At 65.0% G+C, this 26,383-nt stretch carries 22 protein-coding genes and 1 pseudogene; 9 read left to right on the top strand and 14 right to left on the bottom strand.

All coding sequences use genetic code 11. The features are described from left to right. Positions 1-185: 185 nt before the first annotated feature. The 4 genes from P12x_RS15970 to P12x_RS15985 form a co-directional block, all read right to left on the bottom strand. Complete coding sequence (locus tag P12x_RS15970) at positions 186-1,034, bottom strand: ThuA domain-containing protein (protein WP_435005299.1); 849 nt, start codon at positions 1,032-1,034, stop codon at positions 186-188. 151 nt (positions 1,035-1,185) lie between these two features. Further along, positions 1,186-1,581 carry a cytidine deaminase gene (locus P12x_RS15975; protein ID WP_435005300.1) on the bottom strand — a complete coding sequence of 132 codons (396 nt, stop codon included), beginning with the start codon at positions 1,579-1,581 and terminating at the stop codon, positions 1,186-1,188. A gap of 80 nt (positions 1,582-1,661) precedes the next feature. Continuing rightward, entirely contained in the window at positions 1,662-2,381 is a 720-nt protein-coding gene (locus P12x_RS15980; RefSeq protein ID WP_435005301.1) for a hypothetical protein, read from the bottom strand. A 1-nt stretch (position 2,382) separates the two neighbouring features. Next, on the bottom strand, positions 2,383-2,829 hold the full coding sequence (locus P12x_RS15985) for a DUF2752 domain-containing protein (protein WP_435005302.1): 447 nt from the start codon (positions 2,827-2,829) through the stop codon (positions 2,383-2,385). Positions 2,830-3,335: 506 nt separating this feature from the next. Here P12x_RS15985 and P12x_RS15990 point away from each other — a divergent pair. Next, the gene (locus P12x_RS15990) at positions 3,336-4,619 is read left to right on the top strand and encodes a hypothetical protein (protein WP_435005303.1); all 1,284 of its coding nucleotides are present in this window, start codon (positions 3,336-3,338) and stop codon (positions 4,617-4,619) included. 63 nt (positions 4,620-4,682) lie between these two features. Here P12x_RS15990 and P12x_RS15995 read toward each other — a convergent pair whose 3' ends face one another. The 5 genes from P12x_RS15995 to P12x_RS16015 form a co-directional block, all read right to left on the bottom strand. Then, positions 4,683-5,348: a lysophospholipid acyltransferase family protein gene (locus P12x_RS15995; protein ID WP_435005304.1), complete on the bottom strand. Its 666-nt coding sequence runs from the start codon at positions 5,346-5,348 to the stop codon at positions 4,683-4,685. Positions 5,349-5,603: 255 nt separating this feature from the next. Beyond that, positions 5,604-5,933: a hypothetical protein gene (locus P12x_RS16000; RefSeq protein WP_435005305.1), complete on the bottom strand. Its 330-nt coding sequence runs from the start codon at positions 5,931-5,933 to the stop codon at positions 5,604-5,606. A 223-nt stretch (positions 5,934-6,156) separates the two neighbouring features. Beyond that, entirely contained in the window at positions 6,157-6,993 is an 837-nt protein-coding gene (gene dapF / locus P12x_RS16005; RefSeq protein WP_435005306.1) for a diaminopimelate epimerase, read from the bottom strand. Beyond that, positions 6,990-7,727, bottom strand: a complete 738-nt coding sequence (locus tag P12x_RS16010) for a phytanoyl-CoA dioxygenase family protein (RefSeq protein WP_435005307.1) — start codon at positions 7,725-7,727, stop codon at positions 6,990-6,992. The genes dapF and P12x_RS16010 overlap by 4 nt, the downstream gene beginning before the upstream one ends. A gap of 182 nt (positions 7,728-7,909) precedes the next feature. Then, on the bottom strand, positions 7,910-8,269 hold the full coding sequence (locus tag P12x_RS16015) for a hypothetical protein (RefSeq protein WP_435005308.1): 360 nt from the start codon (positions 8,267-8,269) through the stop codon (positions 7,910-7,912). Between the two features lie 89 nt (positions 8,270-8,358). Between P12x_RS16015 and P12x_RS16020 the strand changes: the two are divergent. Next, positions 8,359-9,305: pseudogene (locus P12x_RS16020) on the top strand (IS1595 family transposase). On the opposite strand, the gene P12x_RS16025 reads toward P12x_RS16020, so the two are convergent. After that, the gene (locus P12x_RS16025) at positions 9,300-9,794 is read right to left on the bottom strand and encodes a hypothetical protein (RefSeq protein WP_435005309.1); all 495 of its coding nucleotides are present in this window, start codon (positions 9,792-9,794) and stop codon (positions 9,300-9,302) included. The pseudogene P12x_RS16020 and the gene P12x_RS16025 sit on opposite strands and share 6 nt — an antisense overlap. Positions 9,795-10,196: 402 nt before the next feature. On the opposite strand from P12x_RS16025, the gene P12x_RS16030 reads away from it, so the two are divergent. From P12x_RS16030 to P12x_RS16055, 6 genes are all read left to right on the top strand, one after another. Further along, a complete protein-coding gene (locus tag P12x_RS16030) occupies positions 10,197-10,967 on the top strand; it encodes a metalloprotease (RefSeq protein ID WP_435005310.1) in 771 nt (256 codons plus the stop codon). Positions 10,968-11,148: 181 nt separating this feature from the next. Continuing rightward, entirely contained in the window at positions 11,149-13,728 is a 2,580-nt protein-coding gene (gene lon, locus P12x_RS16035; protein WP_435005311.1) for an endopeptidase La, read from the top strand. 25 nt (positions 13,729-13,753) lie between these two features. Then, positions 13,754-14,308, top strand: coding sequence for a hypothetical protein (locus P12x_RS16040; protein ID WP_435005312.1), 555 nt, complete (start codon positions 13,754-13,756; stop codon positions 14,306-14,308). Then, entirely contained in the window at positions 14,266-15,291 is a 1,026-nt protein-coding gene (locus P12x_RS16045; protein WP_435005313.1) for a Gfo/Idh/MocA family protein, read from the top strand. Before P12x_RS16040 ends, P12x_RS16045 begins: the two co-directional genes overlap by 43 nt. Before the next feature lie 423 nt (positions 15,292-15,714). Next, complete coding sequence (locus P12x_RS16050; RefSeq protein WP_435005314.1) at positions 15,715-17,535, top strand: hypothetical protein; 1,821 nt, start codon at positions 15,715-15,717, stop codon at positions 17,533-17,535. A 94-nt stretch (positions 17,536-17,629) separates the two neighbouring features. Then, positions 17,630-19,429: a mechanosensitive ion channel domain-containing protein gene (locus tag P12x_RS16055; RefSeq protein WP_435005315.1), complete on the top strand. Its 1,800-nt coding sequence runs from the start codon at positions 17,630-17,632 to the stop codon at positions 19,427-19,429. Positions 19,430-19,472: 43 nt separating this feature from the next. On the opposite strand, the gene dacB is transcribed toward P12x_RS16055, so the two are convergent. Then, entirely contained in the window at positions 19,473-21,089 is a 1,617-nt protein-coding gene (gene dacB / locus P12x_RS16060) for a D-alanyl-D-alanine carboxypeptidase/D-alanyl-D-alanine endopeptidase (RefSeq protein ID WP_435005316.1), read from the bottom strand. Between the two features lie 278 nt (positions 21,090-21,367). Between dacB and P12x_RS16065 the strand changes: the two genes are divergently transcribed. Beyond that, entirely contained in the window at positions 21,368-22,195 is an 828-nt protein-coding gene (locus P12x_RS16065; RefSeq protein WP_435005317.1) for a tetratricopeptide repeat protein, read from the top strand. Between the two features lie 314 nt (positions 22,196-22,509). Here the strand turns inward: P12x_RS16065 and P12x_RS16070 are convergent, their stop codons facing one another. The 3 genes from P12x_RS16070 to P12x_RS16080 all read right to left on the bottom strand — a co-directional run bounded on the left by P12x_RS16070 (position 22,510) and on the right by P12x_RS16080 (position 26,174). Further along, positions 22,510-23,688, bottom strand: coding sequence for a sodium-dependent bicarbonate transport family permease (locus P12x_RS16070; RefSeq protein ID WP_435011673.1), 1,179 nt, complete (start codon positions 23,686-23,688; stop codon positions 22,510-22,512). Positions 23,689-24,552: 864 nt separating this feature from the next. After that, the gene (locus P12x_RS16075; protein ID WP_435005318.1) at positions 24,553-25,251 is read right to left on the bottom strand and encodes a UDP-2,3-diacylglucosamine diphosphatase; all 699 of its coding nucleotides are present in this window, start codon (positions 25,249-25,251) and stop codon (positions 24,553-24,555) included. 41 nt (positions 25,252-25,292) lie between these two features. Further along, on the bottom strand, positions 25,293-26,174 hold the full coding sequence (locus P12x_RS16080; protein WP_435005319.1) for an MBL fold metallo-hydrolase: 882 nt from the start codon (positions 26,172-26,174) through the stop codon (positions 25,293-25,295). Positions 26,175-26,383: the final 209 nt, after the last annotated feature.

The raw sequence follows: 26,383 nt of genomic DNA on the forward strand, positions 1-26,383 counted from the left end.
CGCCAGAGCCTCCCGGCTCTCGGACCCATCCGGGCCATCCCCCGACCTGCCCCGAGACGACCGTCGATGAAGGGATCAAGCTAAGTTTGAGAGCGCCGATGAGGGAAGGGCCGGCCCCGAATTCCTACCGACCCGGCCCGATTCCGACCCCGATTATAGGCGGCGTCCCTGGGGAGTCAACCATCTCACGACGGCTGTCGAGGCCCCGGTCCGGTCGGCGTTTCTCGGGTGGCGGTCCCGGATGGGTCCCGAAGTTCCGCCGGGGCCGCCCATCGGGCCGCATTCGCGATGATCTTGCGGACCGAAGGATGGAAGAGGATCGGGAAGGCGTCGTGACCCGGTCGAAAGTAAACGACCCGGCCTTTATCGACCGTCCAGGTCAGCCCACTCCGGAAGGTCTCGCCCCCCTCGAACTTCGAGACCATGACGACCGTTTCGGGATCGGGGACCTTGAACGGTTCCGAAAACATGGCCGTTCTCGGGATGGTGAACCGGGTGACCCCACGCGCCAGCTCGTGGTCGGGGGCCAGGATCGTGACATGCTCCGGTCGGCCATCCTCACGCCAGCCGCCGGGCTCGCAGCTGGTACTCATCAGCTCCTGGAACGGTTTGCTGCCGCAGGAAGCATGGAGCGCCACGAATCCTAATCGGCCCGCCCGGACGCGCTCGGCCACGGATCGGGCCCGATCATCGGGCAGGTCCCCATGCCGGAGACGCCCCCACCAGATCAGGACGTCGGTGGAGTCGAGTTCCTGTTCGGAGAGGCCGGCTTCGGGCATGGCCAGTCGGGCTTGCTGGACGTCGAACCCGGGAAGTCGGCGGAGGCTATCGCCGATCGCCCCATCCACGTCATCCGGGTAGATTGAGGGCGGCGCGGTGCCCTCCGCCCAGACCCGGACCCGTATTTTCTCGGTCCCGGCTCGTGCCGGAGAAGGGCGAAGCAGAGAGAATCCCGTCGCCGAGGCGGCGGCGAGGCTGGCCCGTCGCATGAAGGTCCGGCGGTCGAACCGATCCGTAGACTCGCAATGGCTCATCGTCGCTCGTCGCCCAGTGGGCGTTCAGGCACCGACCGGCGGGGTAGGGTTCGAGGATCCGGCAGTCAAGCCCAGACCGACGAACATCAGGCAAGGAATGATATTTAATCACCCCGAGTCGACTAGTTCAAGCAAATCGTTTACGAATTGTTCAACGAAGTCGGAATGGGAGCGGGAGGAGGTCGGCCAGGGTCATCCGCCCGACCCGGTCGACGATCACGGGGGTCTCGGGCTCCGCGAATTCGATCAGGACCTGCCGGCAGGCCCCGCAGGGCATCAGGAGTTCGGGGCTCGATCCCTCGGGGGCGTCGACGCATGCGACGGCGATGGCCTCGATCGGTCCCGCCCCGGCCAAGACGGCCGCGAACGTCGCCGTCCTCTCGGCGCAGATGGTCAGGCCATAGGAGGCGTTCTCGATGTTCGCCCCGGTGAAGGTCCGCCCCCCCGCGCGGATCGCGGCCCCCACGTGAAACTTCGAGTACGGACAATAAGCCGCCCGACTGGCTTGCCGGGCGGCTTCGAGGAGATCATCGAGCATGTCGGACATGGTGCGTGCCCCGAGCGGTCGGCCCTTTGATATCAGCGGTCAGGCCGATTATCGCCGATCGCCCGGGACCCTGACCATCCTTACTGGTTCTGGTTGAACTTCACGTCCTGGATGTCGTCGCCCGGGGCGTGATCGACGAAGTGCCAGGAGAGTTCGGTGCCGACGAGCTTGAGGAACTTGATCCGGAACGAGGAGGGGGAGACGCCGGTATCCCGGGGCACGGGACCTCGGATCGGGAAGGTGGTGTCGGCCTGCTCCTCGTAGACCATGCTGGCTTCCTTGGGCTGAGTCTTGATCTCATGCCCTCGGGAGTTTTTCGGGTGGGCGATCTCCCAGACCTGGATGTGGACCTCGGAGTTCCCTTCCATCAGGTCGAGGTTCCTCGGGTCCTGGGTGATGAACTTCGAGACGTCCAGGAGGATCGCCACGTCGGCCTCGAACGCCTTGGCCGCCTCCGACGGGTCGGTCCACGAGGGGTGGGCCTCGACCCAGCCGGCGACCTTGTCGGCCTCGACAATCTGGATCTTCTTGACGTTCTTGCGTAGGGCCGAGGTGAATTCGCGATTCAGGTCGCGGGCCAGGTCGTCGAACTCGGTACCGGAACCGGGGTCGACGTGCACGAGCACCACGACCTTCTTGCCTTTCAGCGACGGGCCGGGGGCGGGAATGCTCGAATCGAAGGGTTGGAGGAAGTAGAAAATGGTCATCGGGTTGCACCCGGGCAGACTGAGCAGGCTCGCGGCGGCCAGTGCGATCGCCAGGCCGGCCCGACGCGTCCATGCGTGCGGCCGAGGGGTCATCCTAACTCCCTCCCAAGGTCATGCGAACGGTCCAGGATAAAACGGTCAAGGCCACGGTGGCCACCGCCAGGGCAACCAGCGGTTGCTCCAGCGTCCGGAACGGTGCGGGGCGTCCCCTGGCCGAGACGTAAAGGAGCCAGGGGATCAGGACGAAACAGGTCGCGGCCAGGAGGCACCCGGCGGGGTTGGCCCCCCAGGCCCTGACCGGCTCGGCCCGTACGAACCAGGCGAACGAGGTCGTCATACCGCAACTGGGACAGGGACGACCGGTGTTTGCCTTGAACGCGCAGGGCCAGAGACCCAGGCGCTCATGCGTGCCATAGCCCCGAGGATCCGGATCGAGCCGGCGGGCCACGACGAGCATCGACAACACGGCCAGGGCGAAGACCACCAGGAGACCCCGGGTCGCTCCGCCCAGTCGATCGACCGATCCCGCGTGCGGATTCATGGTGTGGGAGAGTCCGGCAAGGTGATGTGTGCCGACAACCTAACCCGGACCGCCCAACCCGGCAAGGCCAGTTCCCCCCGAAGATGGGTCAGGGTGTACCCGGGGATTCTTGGGGCTGCTTTCCTGACTCCGGCGGTGATCGGCACCCGGAGCAAGCTCCGGGGCGGAAAGCGGCAGCAAGCTGCCGCACTCCAAGGCGGCTCCGCCGCATCAGAGGCCGCCGGAGGCTTTGGAGTGCGAGAGCTTGCTCTCGCTTTGCTGGGCGGAGCTTGCTCCGCCGAGACAGACCCCCAGAAAATCTGGTTGCACGCATGGCTCGATCCATCCGCCAGGCGAAACGACATTGGCCCGATGGCTCCGTTCGATCGTCGGCATCGGGTTCCGGGGTGGTCGTGCTCCGTCAACGATCCGATGGGCCGGAACATTTAACCGGCCTGCGCCCTATCTTTCTCGGAGGGACCTGTCGCCTTCATCGCCGAGGCTCCTTTTCATTCCGGGGAATGCCCTTGCCGCCTTCGACGAAACCGACTGGTTGGCTCGACCTCCTCCGGGGTTGGCTCTATCTCCCCTCGGGAGAACTGGCCACGATCCGCCGGGTTTCGGGCGGGCTCCTCCTTTGCATCCTCCCGGAGGTCTGGTTCTGGAGCCGTGGCGGTCCCGGTCCTTATCACGTCCCGGCCTTCTGGGTGGGCGGTCATCCGATCGACCTCCCCCTGCCCCTCCCCTGGGTCGATGCCTGGATTTGTGCCGCCTATGTCTTGGCCGCGCTGGCCATGATCTTCGATCGGGCTCCTCAATGGGCCCCCGCCCTGGCAGCCTCGATCCTGGCGTATCACGCCTGGCGCGACGTCCGGGCTTGCAATTCCAGCTATGTGCAGCTCCTGTTCTTCGACCTGATCGCCTTGCTGTTCGCGAACGGACCGATCAATCCGGCCCGGCGACTGATTCAGTTCGGCTTGACCTGCTGCTATGGCTTCGCGGTGATCCAGAAGCTCGCGATGCCGGAGTGGCGCGGGGGCGAGACGCTCCTGGCGATCCTGGCCCATGCCGATGGGGTCCGGCCGATCTGGGTGCCGCTGCTCCGGGCGATGGCACCGGGGCCCGACCTCGCCGGGTTCCTGGCCCTGGTGGTGATCGGCGTCGAGGCCTTCATCGGGGTCGGGTTGTGGTGGGCTCGGACCCGCAAGCTGGCCATGATCGTAGGGGCCGGGCTGCATCTCGGATTCGCGGCGATCTTCCCGGGGACCGAGATTTTCGCCCCCGTCATGTTCACGGGCTATCTGGCCTTCCTAGGACCGGGTTCCTCCGACCTTTCCGCGATCCCGCGTCGGCGATTCGAGATGACCCTGGCCCTCGCCTTCCTGGTGGCGATGGTGGCGATCCCCGCGCGGATCTACGTCCCGCCGATGCGACCCTGGCATCTCCTGACCCACATGGATCACCTGCCCTGGACCTATTCCATGTTCTCGCAGATCGACCGGATCGACTCGGTCGAGGTGACGATCACCGACCATCCAGGGATGACTCGCCGGGTCGAGCCGGTCGGGCGGATGCTCCAGGCCAGCTCCGACGCCGAGATGATCGCCCTGGCCCGGCACGTCCTCCGGAGCCACCCGGGAGCCGATCGGGCCGAGGTCGTCGTCCGGCTCACGGTGAATCATCGGAGAGAACTGGTGAAGTCGCTCAGATGGGTCCGAGGGGAGGTCCCGTCGATCGAGGTCCGCGAGGTCGCGAAGCTCCCCGAGCCTTCGAGCCTGTCCGGGTCCATCCACGGACTTCCCGGACGATGACCCGGAAATCCTGCTCTGGATTGAGATCCCGAATGACCTGGATCGCTGTCCAGGGGGACGGATTCAGAGCTGTTCGACCCAGGCCTCGGCTTCTCGGGTGGCGTCCTGCATCCGGCGTTCGACCTCGAGGCGGCAGGATTCGATGGTCTCGCGGTCGGCATCGGGAGGGACCAGGAGGGGTTCAGGGACGACGCAAGCGGCGGGTCGGAAGGGGCGAGGAACGGCGAAGCGGTCCCAGCTCCGGGCCCGCCAGGGGTCCTGGAACGCCATCCCGGCCCCCACGATCGGCAGGCCGGTCCGGCTCGACAGATAGGCCAGGCCCTGGTGGACGTGCCGACGCGGGCCCCGAGGGCCATCGGGCGTGACGCAGAGATGCCCCTGGTCGACCCGGTGGGTCATCTCGCGGAGGGCCCGGACGCCCCCCCTGGTCGTCGAGCCCCGGATCACTCCGAATCCCAGACGCCGAACGACCCGGGTGATCAGCTCGCCGTCTCGGTGGTCGCTGATCAGGATCTGCATCTCCGGCCAGGCCCAGTAATAGGCCGGGAAGAGCATGACCTCGTGGAAGAAGGCATAGATGAACCGCTGGCCGGTCCGACGCGCGACCTCCGGGTTGACCGAGGGGTCGGCGTATCGGAAATGATAGCGGCAGGATCCCGAGAGCCGGCGGATCAGCCAGGCTCCCGTCACGCCGACGGATTGGACCAGGAATGGATGCTGAATCTTCATCGGCTCGGCCTTCCCTGGCTCGTGGTCGCCGATCGTCCTCGGGGCACGGTTTGCTCCCGAACGGGCGATCTTATAACCCGTGGCCCGATCGATTGCCAGCGAGGAAACCCCGGAGCGCCGACGATCCAGGCTTCGAAATGAAACCGGCCCGACCGTGCCGAGGGGCGACGGTCGGGCCGGATGGATGCTCGGTAGGCCGCGGAGGGAGGAAGAACGACGAGCGAAATCCCTCAAGACCGCCCCTACCGATCGATATTACATGCCCTGGCCGCTGGCCTGGGGGGTCGCCTGCGGGGTGGCATAGTGGACGGGGGCGGCGTACTCGTAAGCAACCGGAGCACACTCGGCCTTCTTGTGGCAGCCGAACTTCATCTTCGGCATCTTGAAGTGGCACTTCTTCTTGGGGGTCTCGCAGACGACCGGGGCCGGCTCGCAGACGACCGGGGCCGGCTCGCAGACGACCGGGGCCGGCTCGCAGACCGGGGCGGGAGCGGGGCACTTCTTCTTGTGGCAGGCGCTGGCGTCGCTGGCGAGCAGCAGGCCGCCGAACAGGCCGGCCAGGGCGAGAGTCGTGAGGTGGCGCATTGAGGTCGTCTCCGATATTTGGGGCAATTGGGGAGAGTCTCGCAAGAGACCCGACGATCACGAGCGATTCAACCTGGCAAACTCGATGCCGGCTGAAGATAGGATAGATAAGCTACGGGGAATTGCAAATCTTTTTTTGGAATTCCGGTCAGGAGGTTTGCGGTACCAGGGTGCGAGTTTGTCGATAACGCAAATTCCTGAACGATATGCGCGAAAAGTTTGCTCATCCGGGCCACTCCCCGGAATAGACCTCGGTGGCCGGTCCGGTCATGAAGACCGAGGTCCCCGGGCCATCCCAGGACAGTTCCAGGTCGCCCCCGGGGAGGTGGGCCAGGAGATTGGGCCCGGTCCTTCGCGTCAGGACGCCGGCCACGGCCACCGCGCAGGCCCCGGTCCCGCAGGCCAGGGTGATTCCGGATCCCCTTTCCCAGGTCCTCATCCGGACTTCGGTCGTTGACATCACCTGGACGAAGTGCACATTAACGCGCCGGGGGAAGCTCTGGTGCCGCTCGACGGCGGCCCCCAGGGTCTCGACGGGGAATTGTTCAACATCCTCGACGTAGAAGACCACGTGGGGGTTGCCCATCGAGACGGCGGTCGCGGCCAGGAGATGCTCGCCGATCTCCATCGGGGCGTCGACCGGGGGGTTCCCTGGCAAGGTGGTCGGGATGTCCGACCCCTGGAGAATCGGTGCCCCCATGTCCACCCGGACACGGCGGGCCTTGCCCGATTCGGTCTCCAGGCCCAGCGTGAGGACGCCTCGACCCGTCTCGATGGTCACTTGCGGCCTGGGGGCGATCCCGTGGTCGTGGATGTACTTGGCGACGCACCGGACGCCGTTGCCGCACATCTCCGACTCCGATCCGTCGGCGTTGAACATCCGCATCCGGGCATCGGCGAGCTGGGACGGCTCGATCAGGATCAGGCCGTCGGAGCCGACCCCGAAATGGCGGTCGCTGACCGCGATCGCCAGTTTCGAGGGATCGGCCGGGCTCGGCTGATCGAAGGTGCTGACGTAGACGTAATCGTTACCGATTCCATGCATCTTGGTGAATTTCAAGGCTCGGACCTCTCGACGACTTCGAACCATTCGACACCCCCGGGCAGGGGGTGGGCGGCATATTCCAGGTGGAGGACGCGACGACGTTGGGGCTCGGTGGCCGCCGAGGACGCGTGGAGCAAGAGGGGCCGCATGATGACCACGCCCCCGCGAGGGACCAGACATTCGACCGCCGGTTGGACGGCTAACTGGTTCCTGGTCGCCTCGACATCGAGCCGACCTCCTCGGTGCGAGCCGGGGATGACCCGGAGCGGGCCTCGTCCCGCTCCGCAGTCGTCCAGATGGACCCGGATGGTCAGCATCCGTTCGAGGACGCCGATCGGGGGCCGGACGTGGGTGATGCCCGCCTTGACGGTCCACGGGCCATAACCCTCGGACACGGCCCGCTGGCGGACCGCGATGGTCAGGTCCTGGTGCCAGGGGACGCCCCAGTTGGCCCCCTCGGTCTTGTCGAACAGGAGCCCCCGGACCGCGAACGCGCCGGGGCCGAGGACCGAGTCGACCAGATCCAGTATCGCCCCGGAACCGGCCAGGCTTCGGACTTCCGGGATGGCGCGGAGGAGGTCCCGCATCCCGTAGACTTCCTCGACCCGGCGGAGCAAAGCGTCGCTCGGCCCGGCACGATCGACGGCCTCGATCAGGGTGTCGACGTCTCTCGGGGGGAGGATGTCCGGGATCACGGCGAACCCGTCGCGGCCGACGGATTCGGCGAGGTCGGCGATCGCTTCGATCATCGGACGGGCTCGCGGGGGACGGAATAGATCGCCTGAATCCCCACGGTAAACCAGACAGACTACCCCCCGCAAGCCGACGCGATCAAGGTGGCGGGCACGCCGCATGCTTGCCCATGCAAGTGTCGTCGGGCAATTTCCTCGCTGGATATCAGGTCGCTGATGTCATCTGGCCGATTTGTCGTCTAATTGCGATTTCGGGGGCCTCGCCGCGCAAAGTGGCAGATGACGCAACCGGCGAGGATTACGAGGGCCGTCGCCGGCTCTGGCGTCGGCGTCAGTAAATAATTGTGAATCTTTCCTTGCGCGTCGGTCGCCTTCCCGGTGATTTGACCGAGATCATTGATGTCGATGGCGCTGGAAAGAATCAAGCCTGTGCCTGGGGCGATCAGCGTGTTGAGATCCCAGGAGGATTGATTGGCCGTGAGGAAAGCGTGTGTGGAGGGGCTTATATTATCACCAACTGGCACCGTGAATGCGCCAACGATCTGACCATTGTCGTTAAGAGAATGGCTCATGATGGATTCCGGGGTGGTGATCCGCAAGGGCCACTCAGTGGATACAATCGGTCTCCTCGGTCGGGCGATCTGTCCGCCCCGCTGATCCCGACTTCCCCGCCCCGAGGCGTCGCACGATGGTCAACATCCAGGATCTCTTCGACGACGCCAAGTGCTTCGACACCATCCGGGGCATGCGGTGGCCTGACGGCGTGACCTGTCCCAAGTGCTCCTCGGACTCGGTCATCAAGAACGGCAAGGACGACACTCAGCCACTCCGTCAACGCTACGAGTGCCGGGGCTGCCGCCGACGCTTCGACGACCTCACCGACACCATCTTCGCCGGCCATCACCTGCCGCTGAGGACCTGGATCGCCTGCCTCTATCTGATGGGGCTGAACCTCTCGGGATTGCAGATCGCCCAGGAACTCGACATCAACAAGGATGATGCCCGGGCCATGATCCAGCGACTCCGACAGGGGATGGTCGACCGTTGTCCTCCGGTCGTGCTGGAGGGGGAGGTCGAGTGCGACGAAGTCTATGTGGTGGCCGGACATAAGGGTCATCCCGAGGCGGTCAAAAAAAAGGCCGCCTCCCCCGAAGGCGACGCCTGAGAGGCGAGCGAGGTCGGGGCACCCTGGCCAAGGAGAAGCCGCCGATCTTCGGGATGTTGCAGCGTGGAGGCGAGGTCGTGATCCGGATGCTGGAGAACGTCCAGCAGGTGACCATCAAGCCCCTGATCGATCGGATGATCGCCAAGGGGACGTTGGTCTACACCGATGAATACGACATCTATGGCCGCCTGGTGGAGTGGGGTTATGGCCACAAGACGGTCTGCCACGGGGCGGGCGAGTTCGCCCGGGACGACGATGGCGATGGCTTCTGCGAGGTCCATGTCAACACGCTCGAAGGGTTCTGGTCGCTGCTCCGCTCGTGGCTGCGGCCTCACCGAGGAATCCCCCAGGAGAGCCTACCGCTGTACCTGGGTTTCTTCGAGTTCGTGCACAACATCCGGGCGAGAGGAAAGCGGCTACTGGGTGCCCTGATCGCCCAATTGCTGGCACCACCCCGGAATCCATCATGAGCCAAGAGAATAGGCTCTCCCGATCGAGTACTGGTATTCTTCGATTGGAAATCGGACCATCTGTACACCATCCGCCTTCGTATAGATCAGGGGTATGGTAGAAGTGTAGTTGGACTCCCAAGGGTAGAACTGATTGCCGACGACATCACCCGACTTGTTTACCGCCGAGAACACGAAGGAATTCCAGCGCGCAACCATCGGCATTGGATAAATCTGGGTAGGCGACTGTCCGTCGAGACTGATTAAGCCCGCATATCGATTACTGATACTCCCAAAGTCAGTTACAACTTCGTTGATGATCGAGTTGTAGATGCTATAGGAACCTTCCTGCGATCGGATTAACGACTCGGAGCCCTTGGTAAGATTCCCGGAGGCGTCGAATACGACGGTATCGCCAATATTCTTGCCCAGATCGGTAACTTGATAGAGGACCCCCGCATCGCCCGTTCCGGCAGTCAGCGAGACCCATAGCCCCACCAAGGCGATCATGCGGGCTAAAATCGAGCCATTCATAAGTTCTCGATCTCTGGATGGAGGTGGGGCGACAGGAGTTGAGGGTGTTCTGAAATACCCCGAGCTTGTCGAAGCGGGCGTCATTGTGGTGGCCGATGATTTCCTGTCAAGACGAAGAATCTGGGATTTGTTTTCGATTTTGTCCAAAGGGGTTAGAGTCTGCTCAACGTAGAAGTAGAGCATTCAGACGCACCCAAGCGCAATCTTCCCGAAGGCCCTCCTGGTTAAATTCGATTTCTTCGAGATCGAAAAGCTGAATCGAATTCGAGGTGTCCTCGGCGGCCAGGAGCGGTTCCGGACTTGTCGAGCATGGGTCGGACGTCCTACTCTGGTAGGTGGATCAAGCCATCGAACCGCCCCGAAGGGTCGAGTACCTCCATGCTGGGAATGCCCGCGACGACGCAATTTGACCTGAATTTCCGGCTCCTGGGCATCCCGGTGCGGATCAACCCCTTCTTCTGGGTGATGGCGGCCGTGCTGGGCTGGGGGGGGAGGGACACGGACGGGTTGGAGGTGGTGGTCTGGGTCGCCTGCGTCTTCGTCTCGATCCTGGTCCACGAATTCGGCCATGGCCTGACCGCCCGGGCGTTCACCCGGCAGCAGCCGGCGATCGTCCTGTACGCAATGGGGGGGCTTTGTTTCTCCGATCAGGAACGGATCTCCCCCTGGAAGCGGCTGGGCGTGATCCTGATGGGTCCGGGAGCGGGATTCCTTTTGTTCGCGCTGGTTGCGACGATCGAGGCGACTTTCCTCGGCTCGATCAATTTCGGGCCGTTTCGGGTCTACTTCCACGATGCCCCGGCCTGGGCCAATCACCTGATCTATGCGGCGTTCGCGAACCTCCTCTGGATCAACCTGTTCTGGGGGATCTTCAACCTCTTTCCCATCTTCCCACTCGACGGCGGCCAGGCGGCCCAGACTCTCCTGTCGATGCAAAATCGTCAGAGGGCGGCCTCGCGGACCTATATCCTGTCGATGGTGACGGCCGGTCTGCTGGCGGTTGTCCTTTATCAGCAGACCGGAGAACCGTTGAATTCGCTTTTCGTGGGGTATCTGGGCCTGATCAACTTTCAGCTCTACCAGGCGTCCCAGTTCCAGGCCGGAAGCCGAGGCGCCTGGGACGACGACGAAGACTGGTGGAAACGCTGAATCCTTTTGTCTTGCTGAAGCCTCCCAATTTAAACGACTTGCGTCAATCGGGCCGGCCCGGAGGGGTGCCCCCTTTCCTTCGAGGTCGGCATACCCAACAATTCCTTCTGCTGAGCTTCCGGCCGTGCTAGGCTCTCCTTGACGGGCCTGCCTTCGACCCAACGCCGAATCGATCAAGAGTATGAGCAAAAAACCCAGGCCAAAACGAACTCGCCCCGAACCCGCCGAGACTCCGGCCAACGAGCTCGATCCGCACGAGCGCGTGGCCGAGGAGGCGGCGACCGGGCGACTCCTGGTCCTGGCCGAGAAGGCCGACCCGATCGAGGCCCCCGACCAGATCCCCTTGCTCCCGCTCCGGTCCGACGTGGTCTTCCCGCAGACCGTCGTCCCGCTGGTGGTCAATCGATCGGCCGGGATCAAGCTCATCGACGAGATCATGGCCGGGGAGAAGTCCCTGGGCCTGGTCGCGCAGCAGCACCCCGAGACCGACGACCCGACCCTGAGCGACCTGTATCCCACGATCTGCGTCGGCTCGGTCCTCAAGATGCTCAAGTTCCCCGACGGCTCGACCCGGGTCGTCTGCCAGGGACTGGTCCGCGCCCGGTTGATCGAGATCACCCAGACCGAGCCGTTTCTGGTCGGCCGGATCGAGCCGCTCGAAGACGTCCTGGAGGAAGGCGTCGAGCTCGACGCGCTGGTCCATCACGTCAATCAGCTCTTCCAGCGGATGATCGACCAGAGTCAGCAGGTCCCCGAGGAACTCCAGGTCGCCGCGATGAACACGCGGGAGCCGGGGCGTCTGGCGGATCTCCTCGGGTCGAGCATGCCGTTCACGATCGAGGAGAAGCAGCTCCTCCTGACCGAGACCAACGTCAAGACCCGGCTGGAGAAGCTGGGATCGCTCCTGACCCGGCAGCTCACGGTCCTGGAGCTTTCCAGCAAGATCCAGGCGCAGGTCGGCTCGGAGATCACCAAGGCCCAGCGCGATCACTTCCTCCGCCAGCAGATCAAGGCCATCCAGGACGAGCTGGGCGAGGCCGAGTCGGATAACCCCGAGCTGGACGAACTCTGGGAGAAGCTGGAGAAGGCCAAGCCCCCCGCCGAGGTCCTGGCCGAGGCCGAGCGCGAGATGGACCGGCTGGCCGGGATGCACCCGAGTTCGGCCGAGTACTCGATCGTCCGGACCTATCTCGACTGGCTCGCCGTGCTCCCCTGGGAGAAATCCAGCCGGGACCGGCTCGACCTCCGTCGAGCCCGGAAGGTCCTCGACGCCGACCACTACGACCTGGAAAAGATCAAGGAGCGGATCCTCGAATACCTGGCCGTCCGCAAGCTCAAGAAGGACATGAAGGGGCCGATCCTCTGCTTCGCCGGCCCACCCGGTACGGGCAAGACCAGCCTGGGCAAGAGCATCGCCAAGGCCCTCGGTCGCGAATTCGTCCGGGTGAGCCTGGGAGGGGTCCACGACGAGGCCGAGATCCGGGGACACCGGCGTACTTACGTCGCGGCCATGCCGGGCCGGGTCATCCAGGGGATCCGGAAGTCGGGGACGAACAACCCTGTCTTCATGCTCGACGAGGTCGACAAGCTCGGCGCCGATTTCCGAGGGGACCCCTCCGCCGCCCTCCTGGAAGTCCTCGACCCCGAGCAGAACGCGACCTTCCGCGACCACTACCTCGACGTCGATTTCGACCTCTCCAAGGTCATGTTCATCGCCACCGCGAACATGCTGGAGACGATCCCCGCCCCCCTGCTCGACCGGATGGAAGTGATCGAGCTGGCCGGGTACAGCGAGGAAGAAAAGGTCCTGATCGCCAAGAAGTACATCGTCCCCAAGCAGCTCGAGGCCCACGGCCTGACCGCCAAGGCGGTGGAGTTCGAGGACGACGCCATCCGGCGGGTGATCTCCGACTACACCCGAGAGGCGGGGCTCCGGAACCTCGAACGCGAGATCGCCACGGTCTGCCGGAAGATCGCCCGGAAGCATGCCGAGGGGAACAAGGCCGCCACGACGGTCCAGTCCGCCACATTGCCCGAGATGCTCGGCCCGCCCCGGTACTTCCGCGAGGTCGCCGACAGGACCGGCACGCCGGGGGTCGCCACCGGCCTGGCCTGGACCCCAACCGGGGGCGAGATCCTCTTCATCGAGGCCTCGGGGATGCCCGGCAAGGGGACCCTCACGCTGACCGGCCTGCTCGGCGAATCGATGCGAGAGAGCGCCCAGGCGGCCCTCAGCTACCTGAGGAGCCATGCCAAGGAGATGCACCTCGACGTCGCCAAGATCACCAAGACCGACCTCCACATCCACGTCCCCGCCGGGGCCGTGCCCAAGGACGGCCCCTCGGCCGGGGTCGCCATCGCCGCCGCCCTGATGAGCCTGTTCCGACATCGCGCGATCCATCAAGAGATGGCCATGACCGGCGAGGTCACGCTGACCGGTCGGGTCCTCCCCGTGGGGGGCGTCCGCGAGAAGGTCCTGGCCGCCCGACGGGCCGGGATCACCACCGTCCTGATCCCTCGCCACAACGAGAAGGACCTGATCGAGCTGCCAGCCGAGGTCAAGGCCGACGTGACCTTCCACTCGATCGACACCCTCGACGACGTGGTCGGCCACCTCTTCCCGGCCAAATCCAAGCCCACGAGTGCCAACAAGCCGCAGACCACCAAGGCCAAGGAGTTGCCCAGGAAGCCCGGCCTGCCCGCCCCGACCGGCAAGACCGAGGCCCCGAGCAAGCCATCGAGACGCCCGAGGTCGGCCTGAGTCCGAGGAGGAGAGGAGATCCTCCATGGACGGTCCAGCGGCCCGGCGACTGACCCTGGGCGATTGCGCGATCCTGATCGCCACGACGGCGATCGGGGTCTGGATCTGGAAGATCGCCCATGAGAGCCGAACGCCGGGTCAGTTGCAGTTCGTCGTTCAGGGAGGCTATCCGCCGCCCTGGAGCTTGACGATCGGCCTCGATCTCTCGCCCTTCCTGCTCACGACAGCCATCGGCCTGATTCTCGCCAGGCTGCACTCTCCTCGCCCGGGCTTTCGCGAATTGACCCGGCAGCCCGGCCTGATCGCGAGCCTGGCGATTCTGGCCAGCGTCCTGTACAGCATCGCGTTTGGATTAGGTCACCTCTGGTTTTCTGCCGCACTTCGGAGGACCGGGTTCTCCTACGGTTCCATTTACTATCTATCGATCGGCCTGCGAACCGGAGAAGCGGTGGTCATCGCCTGGGCGACGCTGGCCCTGATCGGGGCGTGGCAACCAGAATCGAGTTGGGTTGATCGTGCCGGACGGGTCCTGGGCGTTTGCTCGATCCTGATCTGGATCGCCACCAGGCTGTCCCTTTGAAGGGCATCCGCAACACGACCGGCCTCCGAACCTCGCTGCGCTGGGGCATCCTGGGATGTGCCCGAATTGCCCGATGGCAGGTTGTCCCGGCGTTCCGGAAGGTCCGGCTCGGGACGATCCGGGCGATTTCGGCCCGCGATGTCGGCATCGCCCGATCGACGGCGAGAGACCTCCGGATCCCGGTCGTCCACGAGTCGTACCGGGCCTTGCTCGACGATCCCGAGATTGACGCCATTTACATCCCTTTGACCAACGAGCTTCATCATCAATGGACCCTCGAAGCCATCGACGCGGGCAAGCACGTCCTTTGCGAGAAGCCCTTCGCGATGAACGCCGAACAGGCTCGCGAGATGGCGGGGCGTGGCCAGGCTCGCGGGGTGATCGTCCGCGAGGCGTTCATGTGGCGGCATCAGCCCCGGACGGCCGAGGTGCTCCGGCTGGTCCGCGAGCGAGCCATCGGCGAACTCCGACTGATCCGCGCTTCCTTCTCGTTCCCGCTGGGGGATGATCCCTGGAGGCTCGACCCGGATCGCGGTGGCGGGGCCCTGAGCGACGTGGGTTGCTACGGCGTGAATGCCGCCCGACTGTTCGCCGGGTCGGAGCCGGTGGAGGTTCGATCGCTCGCGAAGGTCGGGAAGACGGGTGTCGACCTGTCGATCACGGCCGAGCTTCGGTTCGAGGGCGGAATCCTCGCGTTGATCGATGCCAGCTACGAGCAACCGCTGCGGAATGCCTACGAGCTGGTGGGATCGCGAGGGACCATCGAGGTCCCCGACGCCTTCGTCTCTCCAAAACGCCCGATCGCGTTTCTCAAGGTGGACGGTCGGCGCCGCAAGATTCGTTTCCGAGGGACAAATCCTTACGCGATCATGTTCGATGATTTTGCTCGCGAGGTCGCCGATCGTTCTCCCTCGCTCGCCGAGGATGGGGTAAAGCAGATGGCGGCCCTGGATGCGATCCGAGAAGCCTGCAGAACTGCCTAGCTTCCCCCTTTCCCGAACCTCCTCGGAGGGGATCGGGCGGTGAATCTCGTGCCCGGTGGTGTACCCAGGGTTTAGGGCTCATCGACGGCGGAGCAAGCTCCGCCTGAGCAAAGCGTAAGCAAGCTTCCGCACTCCAAGGCCTCCGGCGGCTCGTTGGGTTCACAACCTCTTTCGGAGCGGCGGAGCCGCCTTGGAGTGCGGAAGCTTGCTTCCGCTTTCGGACCCGGAGTTTGCTCCGGGAGCCAGCCGCAGCCGATTCCCACAACGATCCCCCTGATTCCAAGGGCACGCCCCGTGCTCAGATCCATCCACCATTCCCCTTGTCTTAGCGGGGTCTTTTGGCTACCTTGCCGACCCTGAGATGGACCCGAGTGATTCAACCTCGCGGCCACATCGATCGAACAACCTTCGGAGCGAGCAAGGATGCGCGCACGCCCGTCGAGCCGCCACGCCCTGATCTTCGGGGCGTTGTGGATCGCATCGACCGCCCCAGCCCAGGAAGTTCCCGAGTCGGCCAAGCAGGCCGCCAAGGTCCCCACCGCGCCGCCTCAGGCCGTCGATAAGCCCGACGCCGGGGTGCCCCCCAAGCTGCCGAGTATCCCCCCGGCCACGCAGGCCGATGTCGCTCGCGAACGGCTGGCGATCGGCGCTCGGCTGACGGAGCTGGCCACCCCCGAGTCGAAGGAAAAGCCCACGACCAAGCCGATGGTCGAGCTTCTGGAAGAACGCAAGAGGTTGCTGGGCGAGTGGGAGAAGGCGTCGCAGGCGCGGGCCAAGGCCGAGAAGCCGGAGGTCAGCCCGGAGGATGAGGCGGCCGGCCAGAAGGCCGAGCGGGACAAGACCAACGCCCTGCTCGAGCAGTTCGCGAAATCCCCCGATGTCCTCCTGCCCGAGGTCTTCCGGGTCACGACCCAGGCCGCCGCCAAGGGGGGGGATTCCGATCCTCGCCTGGACGAGATGAAGGAGGCCATCGAGGCGGCCCGGAACGATCTCAAGGCGCAGAATGCCGAGCTGGAAACACTCCGATCGGAGGGGACTCGCAAGCTCACGGCCCAGGTGGCGTCGGATCGCTCGGAGCGCGACAAGGTCCACCAGCAGTTCGTGGCCCTGGCGGCCACCCGGGCCGAACGGGAGGCGGCGATCAAGGGAGCGAACTCGGCCGAGGCTCGCGAACTCGCGCAGGAGCGGCTCGCGAACTTCGAGTGGGAGGCCCGCACCGCGTTCGAACAACTCGCCACGATGGAGGCCCGGATCGCCCTGTCCACCAAGCGGCTCGAACTCGGTGCCAGCTCGATCCAGGCGCGTTCCGCCAAGGCCCAGCTCGCCAAGAAGCTCCTCGATCGGATGGAGTCCCGCTACTCGGCCCTGGCGGAGCGGCAGCAGAGCGACCTGAAGCAGGCGGTCGCCCAGGAGGAGACCCGGGCCGCGCTCTCGGCCGACCCGCTGGTCCGTCGCAAGGCCAAGCGGACCTCGGCCCTGCTCGAGCTGGAATCCCAGGTCGTCTCCTACGAGAAGACCTATGCGACCGGCGGCGAGGTCTCGCTCCAGGAGCAGGCCGCCCTGGCCGACACGGCCGTGAGCGCCTATGCCAAGCTCCGCGAGATGCTGGACGACGACGAGATCAGCCCGCTCGACGCCCTTCGGCTCAAGAACGAATTCCGGCGGATCGGGCCCGAGCGTGCCCAGATCGTCCGGACCGACCTGGCCGCGGCGATGGCCGAGGAAGTCGCCTACGAGAACGCGCTGACCGACGCCGAGATCGACCTGGTCAATGACGCTCGGGATGATCGATACGACCGAGAGACCCTCCTGGAGCAACTCCCCGAGAGTCGACGGGCCGAGGCCTCGGCGATGCTCGAGGTGCTCGAGACGAGGCATCGGACCCTGCTCAACCGGAAGCGAGACGTGCTCCAGATGCTCGCCCGGCGGGCGGAGGAGACTCACAAGCAAGTCTCGCGGCGGATCGACACCCTGGACCAGGAGTACGCATTCATTCGAACGCATATCTTCTGGATTCGCGACGCCGAGCCGCTCGGGGTGGCGATCGTCGCCCATGCCCGCGACGAGGCGATCCGGACCGCCCGTTCGATGGTGCGCCTGGGCCTGGAGTCGGTCGATGGATCGCTCTGGGGGCCGGTCTCGGTCGAGTTCAGCCTGGCCGTCCTGGGGATGGTGGCCCTCCCCTGGCCGCTCCGACTCGGGCAGAAGATGCTCGATCGCCATCGGCTCGGTGGCGGTGCCTGAGTTGGGGCTGCACCCGCCTCGATCCTCCCCGATCGTACTCCGATATCGAAGACTAGCGACCTGACAACTCAGATCCACGACCGGAGCCGCCCCCATGCGGGAAGTCCGACGTTTCTTGATCGGTCTCGGTGCTGCCGCGATCTGGCCCGCCTACCTGGCCCTGGTCGCCTACGCCTTGATGGAAGGGCCCTGGCCGAGGGACCTGGCCTGGCCGGCCTCGGTCCTGATGCTCGGGCTGGCCGGCTCGTTGTTCGTGGTCAACTCCGGCCGGATGGCGTTCCGCAAGCGAGGCTGGGCCGAGGAGGTCTTGCTGGCCCCCGAGGACGTGACCCGGCAATGCCGGAGGGTCGTCCTGACGATCGCCATCGCCGGATTCGTCCTGGTGATGCCCGAGGTCCTGCTTGGGGGGGGGCTGATCGCCCCGGAGGGCCGGCCGATCTCGGCCACGGCGCTGGGCCGGCTCCTGATCCTGGGATTCGAGCTGACCTGCTGGATCCTGGCCTATCGACTGCTCCGGCCGACGTCGCCTCTATTGCTCTGGCTGGCCCAGGAACCGGAGCGGCTGGGCTGGGCCGGGAAACACCTGCGGCACCTGGCCTGGGCGACCCTCTCGGCCTTGTCCCTGGTGCTGATCCTGGACGCGGCGGGGTTCCGCTTCTCGTCGAAACGGCTGCTCTACGGAGGGGTCCTCTCCCTGGTCCTGACGGGAACCTGCTGGGTCGCTCATCGGTTACTCCTCCGGCTGATCGACCAGCACGCCTGGCGATGGAAGAAGGCGACGGGCAACTCGGCCGTCAGTCTGTCGAAGCCCGAGACCCAGGTTTCCGACGACGCGGGGGCGAAGCTCCGGACCCTGGCTCGGGCGCTGGTCCTGCTGGTCGGGCTGCTGGGCGGCGCCTGGATCTGGAATGTCGACCTGGCCCTCTTCCGCTACATCGCCGGCCAGTCGCTCTGGACGGTCGGCGAGCAGACGGTCAACGTTGGCGACTTCGTCCGGATGATGATCGTGGCCTTCGTCACATTTGGCGCCTGGAGATATTTGAACACATTCTTCACCGTGGTGATTTTCCCGAGGATGACCGAAGACCCCGGCGTCCGCTACGCCGTGGTGACGCTCTGCCGCTATGCGGTGCTGGCCCTGGGCTCGATGGCCGGGCTCTCGTCGATCCACATGGGCATGGAGCGGATCGGGGTCGTCCTGGCCGCGCTGGGGGTCGGGCTCGGCTTCGGCCTCCAGGAGATCGTGGCGAATTTCGTCAGCGGGATCATCCTGCTCCTGGAACGCCCGATCCGCCTGAACGACCTGGTCACCGTGGGCGGGATGACCGGCCGGGTGGACCGGATCGACATCCGCGCCACCACGATCATCAACGGCGATAATCAGAGCATGATCATCCCTAACCGGGCGTTCATCACCGGCAATCTGGTGAACTGGACCCATCGCGATAAGATCATCCGAGTGGTCCTGAACATCCAGGTGGCGCACGGGACCGACGCCGACAAGGTTACCGACCTGCTCCTGGCCATCGCCCACGAAGACCCCGACGTGCTGAATAACCCGGTCTCGACCGCGTTCCTCGACTCGGTCGGCGAGTCCTCGCTTCACTTCATCTTCTACGCGTTCGTGCCCGACCCCAGCCTGTTGGCCCGGGTCCGCCATCGACTCTACGGCCAGATCCAGCGTCGGTTCGCGGCGGCCGGGATCACGATCCCCCTGCCCACCCGCGAGGTCCGGCTCCAGACCCTGGCCCCGGAGCCCGTGATCCAGGCGATCCCCCGCCCCCACGTCCGGGCGCACGAGGGGCATGCTCCCCAGCCCGTCATCTCCGCCCCGATCATCCGCCCCCCCCTCCCCAAGCCCGCCGAGCCCTCCCATCGAGGCATGGACGAGTGAAGATTGTTCGATCCTGGGCAGGCGGTCGACGGGGCGAGCGGCGTCATCGGTCGGCCTTGGCGGGCTCGGCATCGGGGGTCGGCTCGGTCGGCCCCGGATCGTCGGCGTAGAAGATCTCGCAGAGCTTGCCGAGCAATCGGCCCGCATTGGCCGAGGCCTCGGGGATGGTCCCGCCGATGTCGTCGATGGGCACGTTGTTCAGGAAGAACGCGAAGGCCAGCTTCCGGCCCGATGCGGTCTCGAGATAGCCGGCCAGGGCTTTCGAGGTCAGGACGGCCCGGCCGTTGAGCCCGTCATCGACCCAGTAGGTTCCGGTCTTGGCCCGCACGTGCCCCCTGGCCGGGCTCTCGGGGGCAACGGCCTTGACCAGGGTCCCATCCCGGCCCAGGACGGGCAATGCGGCGTCGTAAGCGGGGAAGTCGGGCCGGGCCATCATCGCCCTGAGCAGCATGACGGTCGCTCGGGGCGTGACCAGATCCGCCCGCGATCCGCCCGCCCCCCCGCCGAACGAGATCGACTTGAGGTCGAGCCCGAGCCCGGCCAGGATCTCCCCTTCTCGGCGGAGCCCGCGTTCCAGCGTCGACTCGCCGTGATGCGAGGCGATCAGCAAGGGAAGCGTGCTCGCATGAAGATTCTGGCTGACCTTGAGGATGACCTTGAGGTATTCGCGGAGCGGCGGCGAGGTGTACTCGGCGACCACCGGGAGCGCGGCGACCTCGGCCCGGGAGGGGAGGGAAGATTCGGGGTTGGTGCCGAGGTTCGAGGCCTCCACCCGGATCCCTCGATTCCGAAGGGCGTCGATGAACAAGGACCGGGCGAAGGCGGCGGGTTCGGCGATCTCATGAATCCTCAAGACCGGCTTGTGGCCGACCGGGATCGAGCCCCGGATCGAGACTCGACGAGGACCCACCGGGCGAACTTCGACCGCGGCCTGGCCCTGGGCGATGGTATCGATTTTTGCGTCGATGGAGATGAATGCGGTCTCCGGGACGATCCGGACCGGGGCCGCGTCGCCGGACTTGGCCCCCGGCGTGACGAGGAGGTCGACGACGTTGTCATTCACGAGGATCGGGCTGACTCGCGAGGGGCCGCTCCCCGAGCTGGGGGCCAGCTCGAACAACCGGTCGTCGATCAGGACTTCCCCCGCGATTGCCTTGATCCCCCGAGCCTGGACTTCGCGAGCCAGGTGGGTGAGACCGGCCAGTGGGTCGCCCTGGACGATCGAGGCGTCGGGATTGCCCCCGGAATAGGTGTGGTCATTGTCCTCGAACAGGAGTGTCCCATTCGCCTCGGTCCGACCGCCGAGGCTGAGGTCGCCCTTGGCGACCAGGATCAGGTCTCCCGCCAGTTTCCCATCCTTGATCTCGCCCCGGCGGACCACCGGCGTCTTGAACCGAAAATCAGGCCCCAGGTCGATCAGGGCGGAGGCGGCCGTGAAGAGCTTCGTCACCGATGCCGGGCTGAACATCCGATCGGCGTCCCGCTCGAAGACCGTCTTGCCGGTCTCGGCCTCGACCACCATCAGTCCCCAGTGCGCCCGCTCGAATCCCTTGGCGTTCACCACCGAATCGACCCGCTCACCCAGGGGTGCGCCGGCCCAGGTCGGGACAGCCCAAGTCATCGCCCAGAGCCAGACCCATCGCTTCGCGCCTTGGGGCATTCAAGATTCCTCCGATGATCGACCCAACCGGACCCCGGGCGATCATCCCGGATGGTCTCCCAAGAATACGCCTTCGGGCCTGTCGCCCTGACAATGAATTCCGCGGTCGACGGAAAATCGGGCCGATCGACTGGAAACTGGATTCATCGGCCGGATTCGTTTGCATGCGGTACCCCGGGACTGCTAAACTCGCTCGAATCGACGACGCCCCCGCCCCGCCCTATCCTCACCGAGCGCCCCCGAGGATCAAGGCCAGCGCCCGCGTTGGAGTCCCACCCGTGGCCGATCGACCGGCACCGAGCCCGAAGGCCATTCCGTCCGGCCCTGACCGGCCGCTCTTGCTGTCCCACGCCTGCGCCTTGTTGCTGGCCTTCACCCCGGCCATCGTTCCGACCTTCGTTCTCGCCGAAGTCCCCGCCTCGCACGCCTCCCACCGGATCGGAGCCCCCGGCATGCTACAACCCCACACCGGGTCCGTGCTCGTCGATTACTACGAAGCCTTTCTCCGCAATCAGGACATCGAATCCTTCCGGATCAGCGTCTCGGCCCGGTATAACGAGGGGACCTTGACTCGCCTGCTCCACTCGGGCAACGTCCAGGCCCGACGGGCCTCGATCCTGGCGCTTGGACTTTTCGGCGGCTTCGGCTGCAATGCGGCCGTCGCGCATGCCCTTCGCGATACCGATCCGACGGTCCGGACCCTCGCCGATAATGCCCTCTGGGCGATCTGGTTCCGGGCGGATAGTCCGGAGAACAATCAGGCCCTGGAACGAATCCATGCCCTGATCAATCGAGGCCAGTACGCCCAGGCGATCGAGCAGTCGGGCCTCCTGATCGAGAAGGCTCCCGCCTTCGCCGAGGCCTATAACCAGCGTGCGATCGCTCGATTCTTCCAGGGGGAATTCGCCGAGAGCGTGGCGGATTGCCGCAAAGTGCTCGAGCACAACCCCTACCATGTGGGTGCCCTTTCCGGCATGGGTCAGTCTCAGATTCGCATGGGCCAGGTGGGCGAGGCCATCCAGACCTTTCGCCGGGCCCTGGGAATTCAGCCCTACAATGAAGGCTTGCGAAGCCTGATCGCCGACCTCGAATCGGGCGAACGTTGATTTCGGATGATGGATAATTCGGGCTCTTCGGGCGGTGATGATCGAACCAGGGAATCACCGGATCATCGATCAAGACCAAACTCTGCCTCGCGCCGGGGGAGTTGAAGACGGTATCGGTCGAACGATGGAGCCGGGAAGGTCCGGTGTCGAAAAGGAGCCGATCGGAGTTCCGGTCATCCCCATCCCTCCGGCCCTGCGAAGGTCCGGCCCGGAGGTCCCGGCCCATGACTGACATCGCGTCTTCCCCCCCGGGGACGCGGTGTCAAGCCACAGGCCGGGACCACCGGGCCGGCCACCCTCGCCTTCGAGCAGAACTAGGCGTGCGGGAAGGCCTTCATCAAGGCCTTCGCGATTTCAATATACAACGGAATCCCCACGGTCACGTTGAAGGTAAAGGTCAGGCCGAGCGAGGCGGCCAGCGGGAGCGTCGGGCTCGCTTCGGGGATCGCCAGCCTCTGGACGGCCGGCACGGCGATGTAGGACGCGGCCCCGCAAAGGACCGAGAAGAGGACGTATGTGCCCAGGCTCAATTCCTGGTGGATGACATGGCTGAAGACATGGGCCACGATGATACCGAAGGTCGAGAAGAAGATCGGCATCACGACACCAAGAATAATGAACGGGATGCCTCCTCGTTTCAAGTCCTTTAGCTTCCGGGAGGCGGTCATCCCCATCTCCAGGAGGAACAGGCAGAGCAATCCCTGGAACAGGTTGAGGAAAACCGGGTCGTCGACTTCCACCACCTTCGAGCCTTGAATCTGGCCCACGAATCCGATGATGATCCCCCCGAAGAGGAGGAAAAGCCCCGGATTCAGGAAGACCTCGTGGAGCAGCTCGGGGCTGAAGATCCCCTTGGGGGTACCCCTCGGTTTGCCTCCCGCACCTCCGTGCCCATTGGATCCATTCCCTTCTCCGTTCTCGACGATCGGCGCGACCGCGTCGGCATCGTATCCCAATTCATCCGGCATATTTCCCAGGGCGTCCATGCCACTCGAGCGGAGCCTCGATACCAGATAGAGCGCCACGAGGCAGCCCGGGATCTCCATCACGGCCAGCATCACCGGCATGTAGGCGGCGGGCTTGTATTCGAGCTGACCGGCGGCAACCAGCCCGTTGAGGACGCCCACGCAGGTCGCGAACGTGCCGGCCGAATCCGAGCCGTAATACCCAGCCACGGTGGCCGCATCGACTCTTCGAAGCCTCGTGAATGAACGGATCGCAAAATAGACCATGATGCCGATCACGAAATTCGTGATAAATCCCAGGCCCATGAACTGGAGGGCCTGCCAAAGGATCTGATTATCCAGCTTCGCCAGCTCTTCCCCGCCATGCCAGCCGATCGAGACCAACAGATAGATCGTCAGCCCTTGATAGATCATATGGGGGAACTCGAATTCCACCCTCAAGATCGGGACCAGGAACCCCATGTAGAAGAAGAGAAGCAGAGGTTTGAAGAGGTTGTGCAGAACATTATCGAAGAACGTTCGCAGCATCGAGAAAAGCTCCTGATGACAGATCTGGCCCTTGGCCGTGCCCAGCGGATCTTTCCGGAGAAATCCTGAGCAACCCACGTTATGCAGGACTCGATTATCGCGGCCGATCAGAGTTGTGAGCGGGCCGGATAAGGTCCACGGCATGGGCCAGATTCCGGGAGCTTTACGAGACCGGGTCGAGGAACGCTCGGTGAAGAATCATCCACCTGGCCGATCGGCAAGTACGGGGAGGCACTTGCTCGAATCGGGACGAAGGCCCTGACCACTCGCGGGGAGCAGCCGAAGGCCACCGATGGATTCAGCAACGTAGGCGTGGAGATCGGCTGGAAGGGGATTGAGAATCCAAATCGACGCAGGCGAGTTGGAGGCGTAGGACGCCTTGGGGGATGGGGTAGTCGGATTGAGGAATGGGAAAAAGACTATAGGAGTTCGTCTCGACCGTATCTTCCGTCTCGTCGGCCACGAGTTCGAAAGGAGAACTCGGGGGAGATTTTGGGTCGTCGGGAATTTCGGGGACAGGATTTACCAGGTCGGAGGCCGAGGATTCGAGCTGAATTTGATGAGAAAGTACGATCGAAGGGCTGGGTGGCCCCGGAAGCAGGATCGTCAGGAGGTGAGCGAGGTAGATGACCAACCCGATCATCGAGCATTCAGCCTTTAGGGGGATTCAGCGAGCCAGGGTTGACTTATTGATCTTGGCCACATCTGGAAACTTTTGCAACCTCTATGGTTCAAAAGTCCAACGAGAACGATTTCGAGTCCTTCCGGGAGAAATCGAAGACCATCTCAATCTCGAACATTTTCCGTGATCGACAACTGAGGACGACCACCTGCACCAAATATTCGCGATCGGTGCCGAGAAAATCAAGACCCATCGGGTTCGATCACGTGGCGGATCGTCTCGCCATCGAGGACGAGATAGCAGGAATTTCGATGCCACCCGCCCAGCACCACCAGTCGAGGGCGGCCCTCCGAATTCGTTGGCTTGTGGACATGTCCAAGTATGACGACATCAAAGGCCTCGGCCTGGCGATCGGCGAAACTCCGGTAGACGGCCAGCCCCCTCCGATCGAAGGCGTCCTGGTTCCGGGCATTGGTCTTCCGGAGCAGGGCGCCCAGGGCGTCGGCCAGCGGGTCGGGCACGAGCCGGAAGGCGTTCAGGAAACTCCGGCTCTTCAGGACTTCCTTCCAGGGCGTGTGGGCCCCCAGGCGGTGCCCGTGGGCGACCAGGATCCGGCGTCCCTGGATCTCGACTTCGAGGGTATCCGGGACGAATCGAGCCCCCAGGGCCTGCTCGTAGAACGGCCCGATCCAGGCGTCGTGGTTCCCGGCCAGGATCGTGATCGGGCCCCCCCTCTGCCGAAATCGGGCCAGGGAGGCCAGCCCCGCGCAGGCCATCGGGTCGGAGCGATACTGGCGGGCCGCGTACCAGAAGTCGCAGAGATCTCCCACGATGGTCAGGGTGTCTTCCGACCCGAGACGGTCGACGACCCGGGCCAGGCGATGGCCTCGCTCGGGCTCGTCGAGCCGGAGGTGAACGTCGCTGAGGAAGAAATCCGGCACGGCGGGGCACCTTGGGGGGCGAAAGTCGGGGTTCGGCCGGGTCAGGCGGCTTCCCAGGGGAAAGCGGCCCTGGGGACGACACGTCTTCGAACGCCGGGTCGGACCTGGAGGTTTGGGTAGGCTTCGGACTGGAGCGCGGCGTGGACCGCGACCCTTCGGCCCGATCTCCGGATCGCGCCCCGGGCCTCCCGGATGGCCAGTTCCGGCCGATTGCACTGGTCGCTCAGGTGGAGCAGGACCAGGTCCCGGATCCTGCCGGGCGAGGAACGATCCAGGATCGCCGAGACCAGGCCCGCCCCCTGGGCGTTGGAGAGATGGCCGCGGTCGCCCAGATTCCGGGCGATCAGGTGATAACCCCTGCCCGAGCCGCGCTGGAGTTCCACATCGTGATTGAATTCGACGCCCAGGGCCTCGACGTCGGCCATCGCATCGGCCATCGCCTCGGACCAGCAGCCGGTATCGGCCAGATACCCCACGGCTACCGATTTCGAGCCACGCTCGGGCCGCCCCTCGACCCGGAATCCGAACGTCGGCCCGCCATCGTGGCTGAGCGTCACCGGCTCGATCCGGAGGCCCCCCGGGCCGAGGAAGGGCCGATCGTCGTAATGGCGGACCAGTCCGGCGGCGTCGAGGGCCTCGAAGCCCGGCCGCGATCCGAGGACCCGGCGATGTCCCTCGTGGCAGTAGAGCGGGATCTTCCGGGCGAACAGCATCCCGATCGCGGTCGGGTTGGCATGATCGCCGTGGGTGTGGGTCAGGATGGCCGCCGAGATCCGGTCGAGCCCGGATCCGACCGCGTCCAGTCGGGACGAGAGGGCCCTCGGCCCCAGCCCGAAGTCGATCAGGAGTCCGGCGTGGCCCGACTGCACGAGGGCCGAATTCCCCCGAGAACCGCTGGCCAGCACCGCGAATTGGATCGGCATCGCGCTTCGAGATCCCTCTCGACCCGGGTCGGGAACCACAATGACGTTCAACGGGGAAGTGTACACAAGTCGAAAATTCCGGGCAAGATCGACCCCGTCCCGGGCCCCGGGTAGGTGTAGCCAGCGGTTCTGGGGGGCGTTGCGGCGATCGGCTGCGGTTGGCCCCCGGAGCAAGCTCCGGGTCTGAAAGCGTAAGCAAGCTTCCGCTC

It is taken from the genome of Tundrisphaera lichenicola (assembly GCF_051175385.1).
Taxonomy (GTDB): domain Bacteria; phylum Planctomycetota; class Planctomycetia; order Isosphaerales; family Isosphaeraceae; genus Tundrisphaera; species Tundrisphaera lichenicola.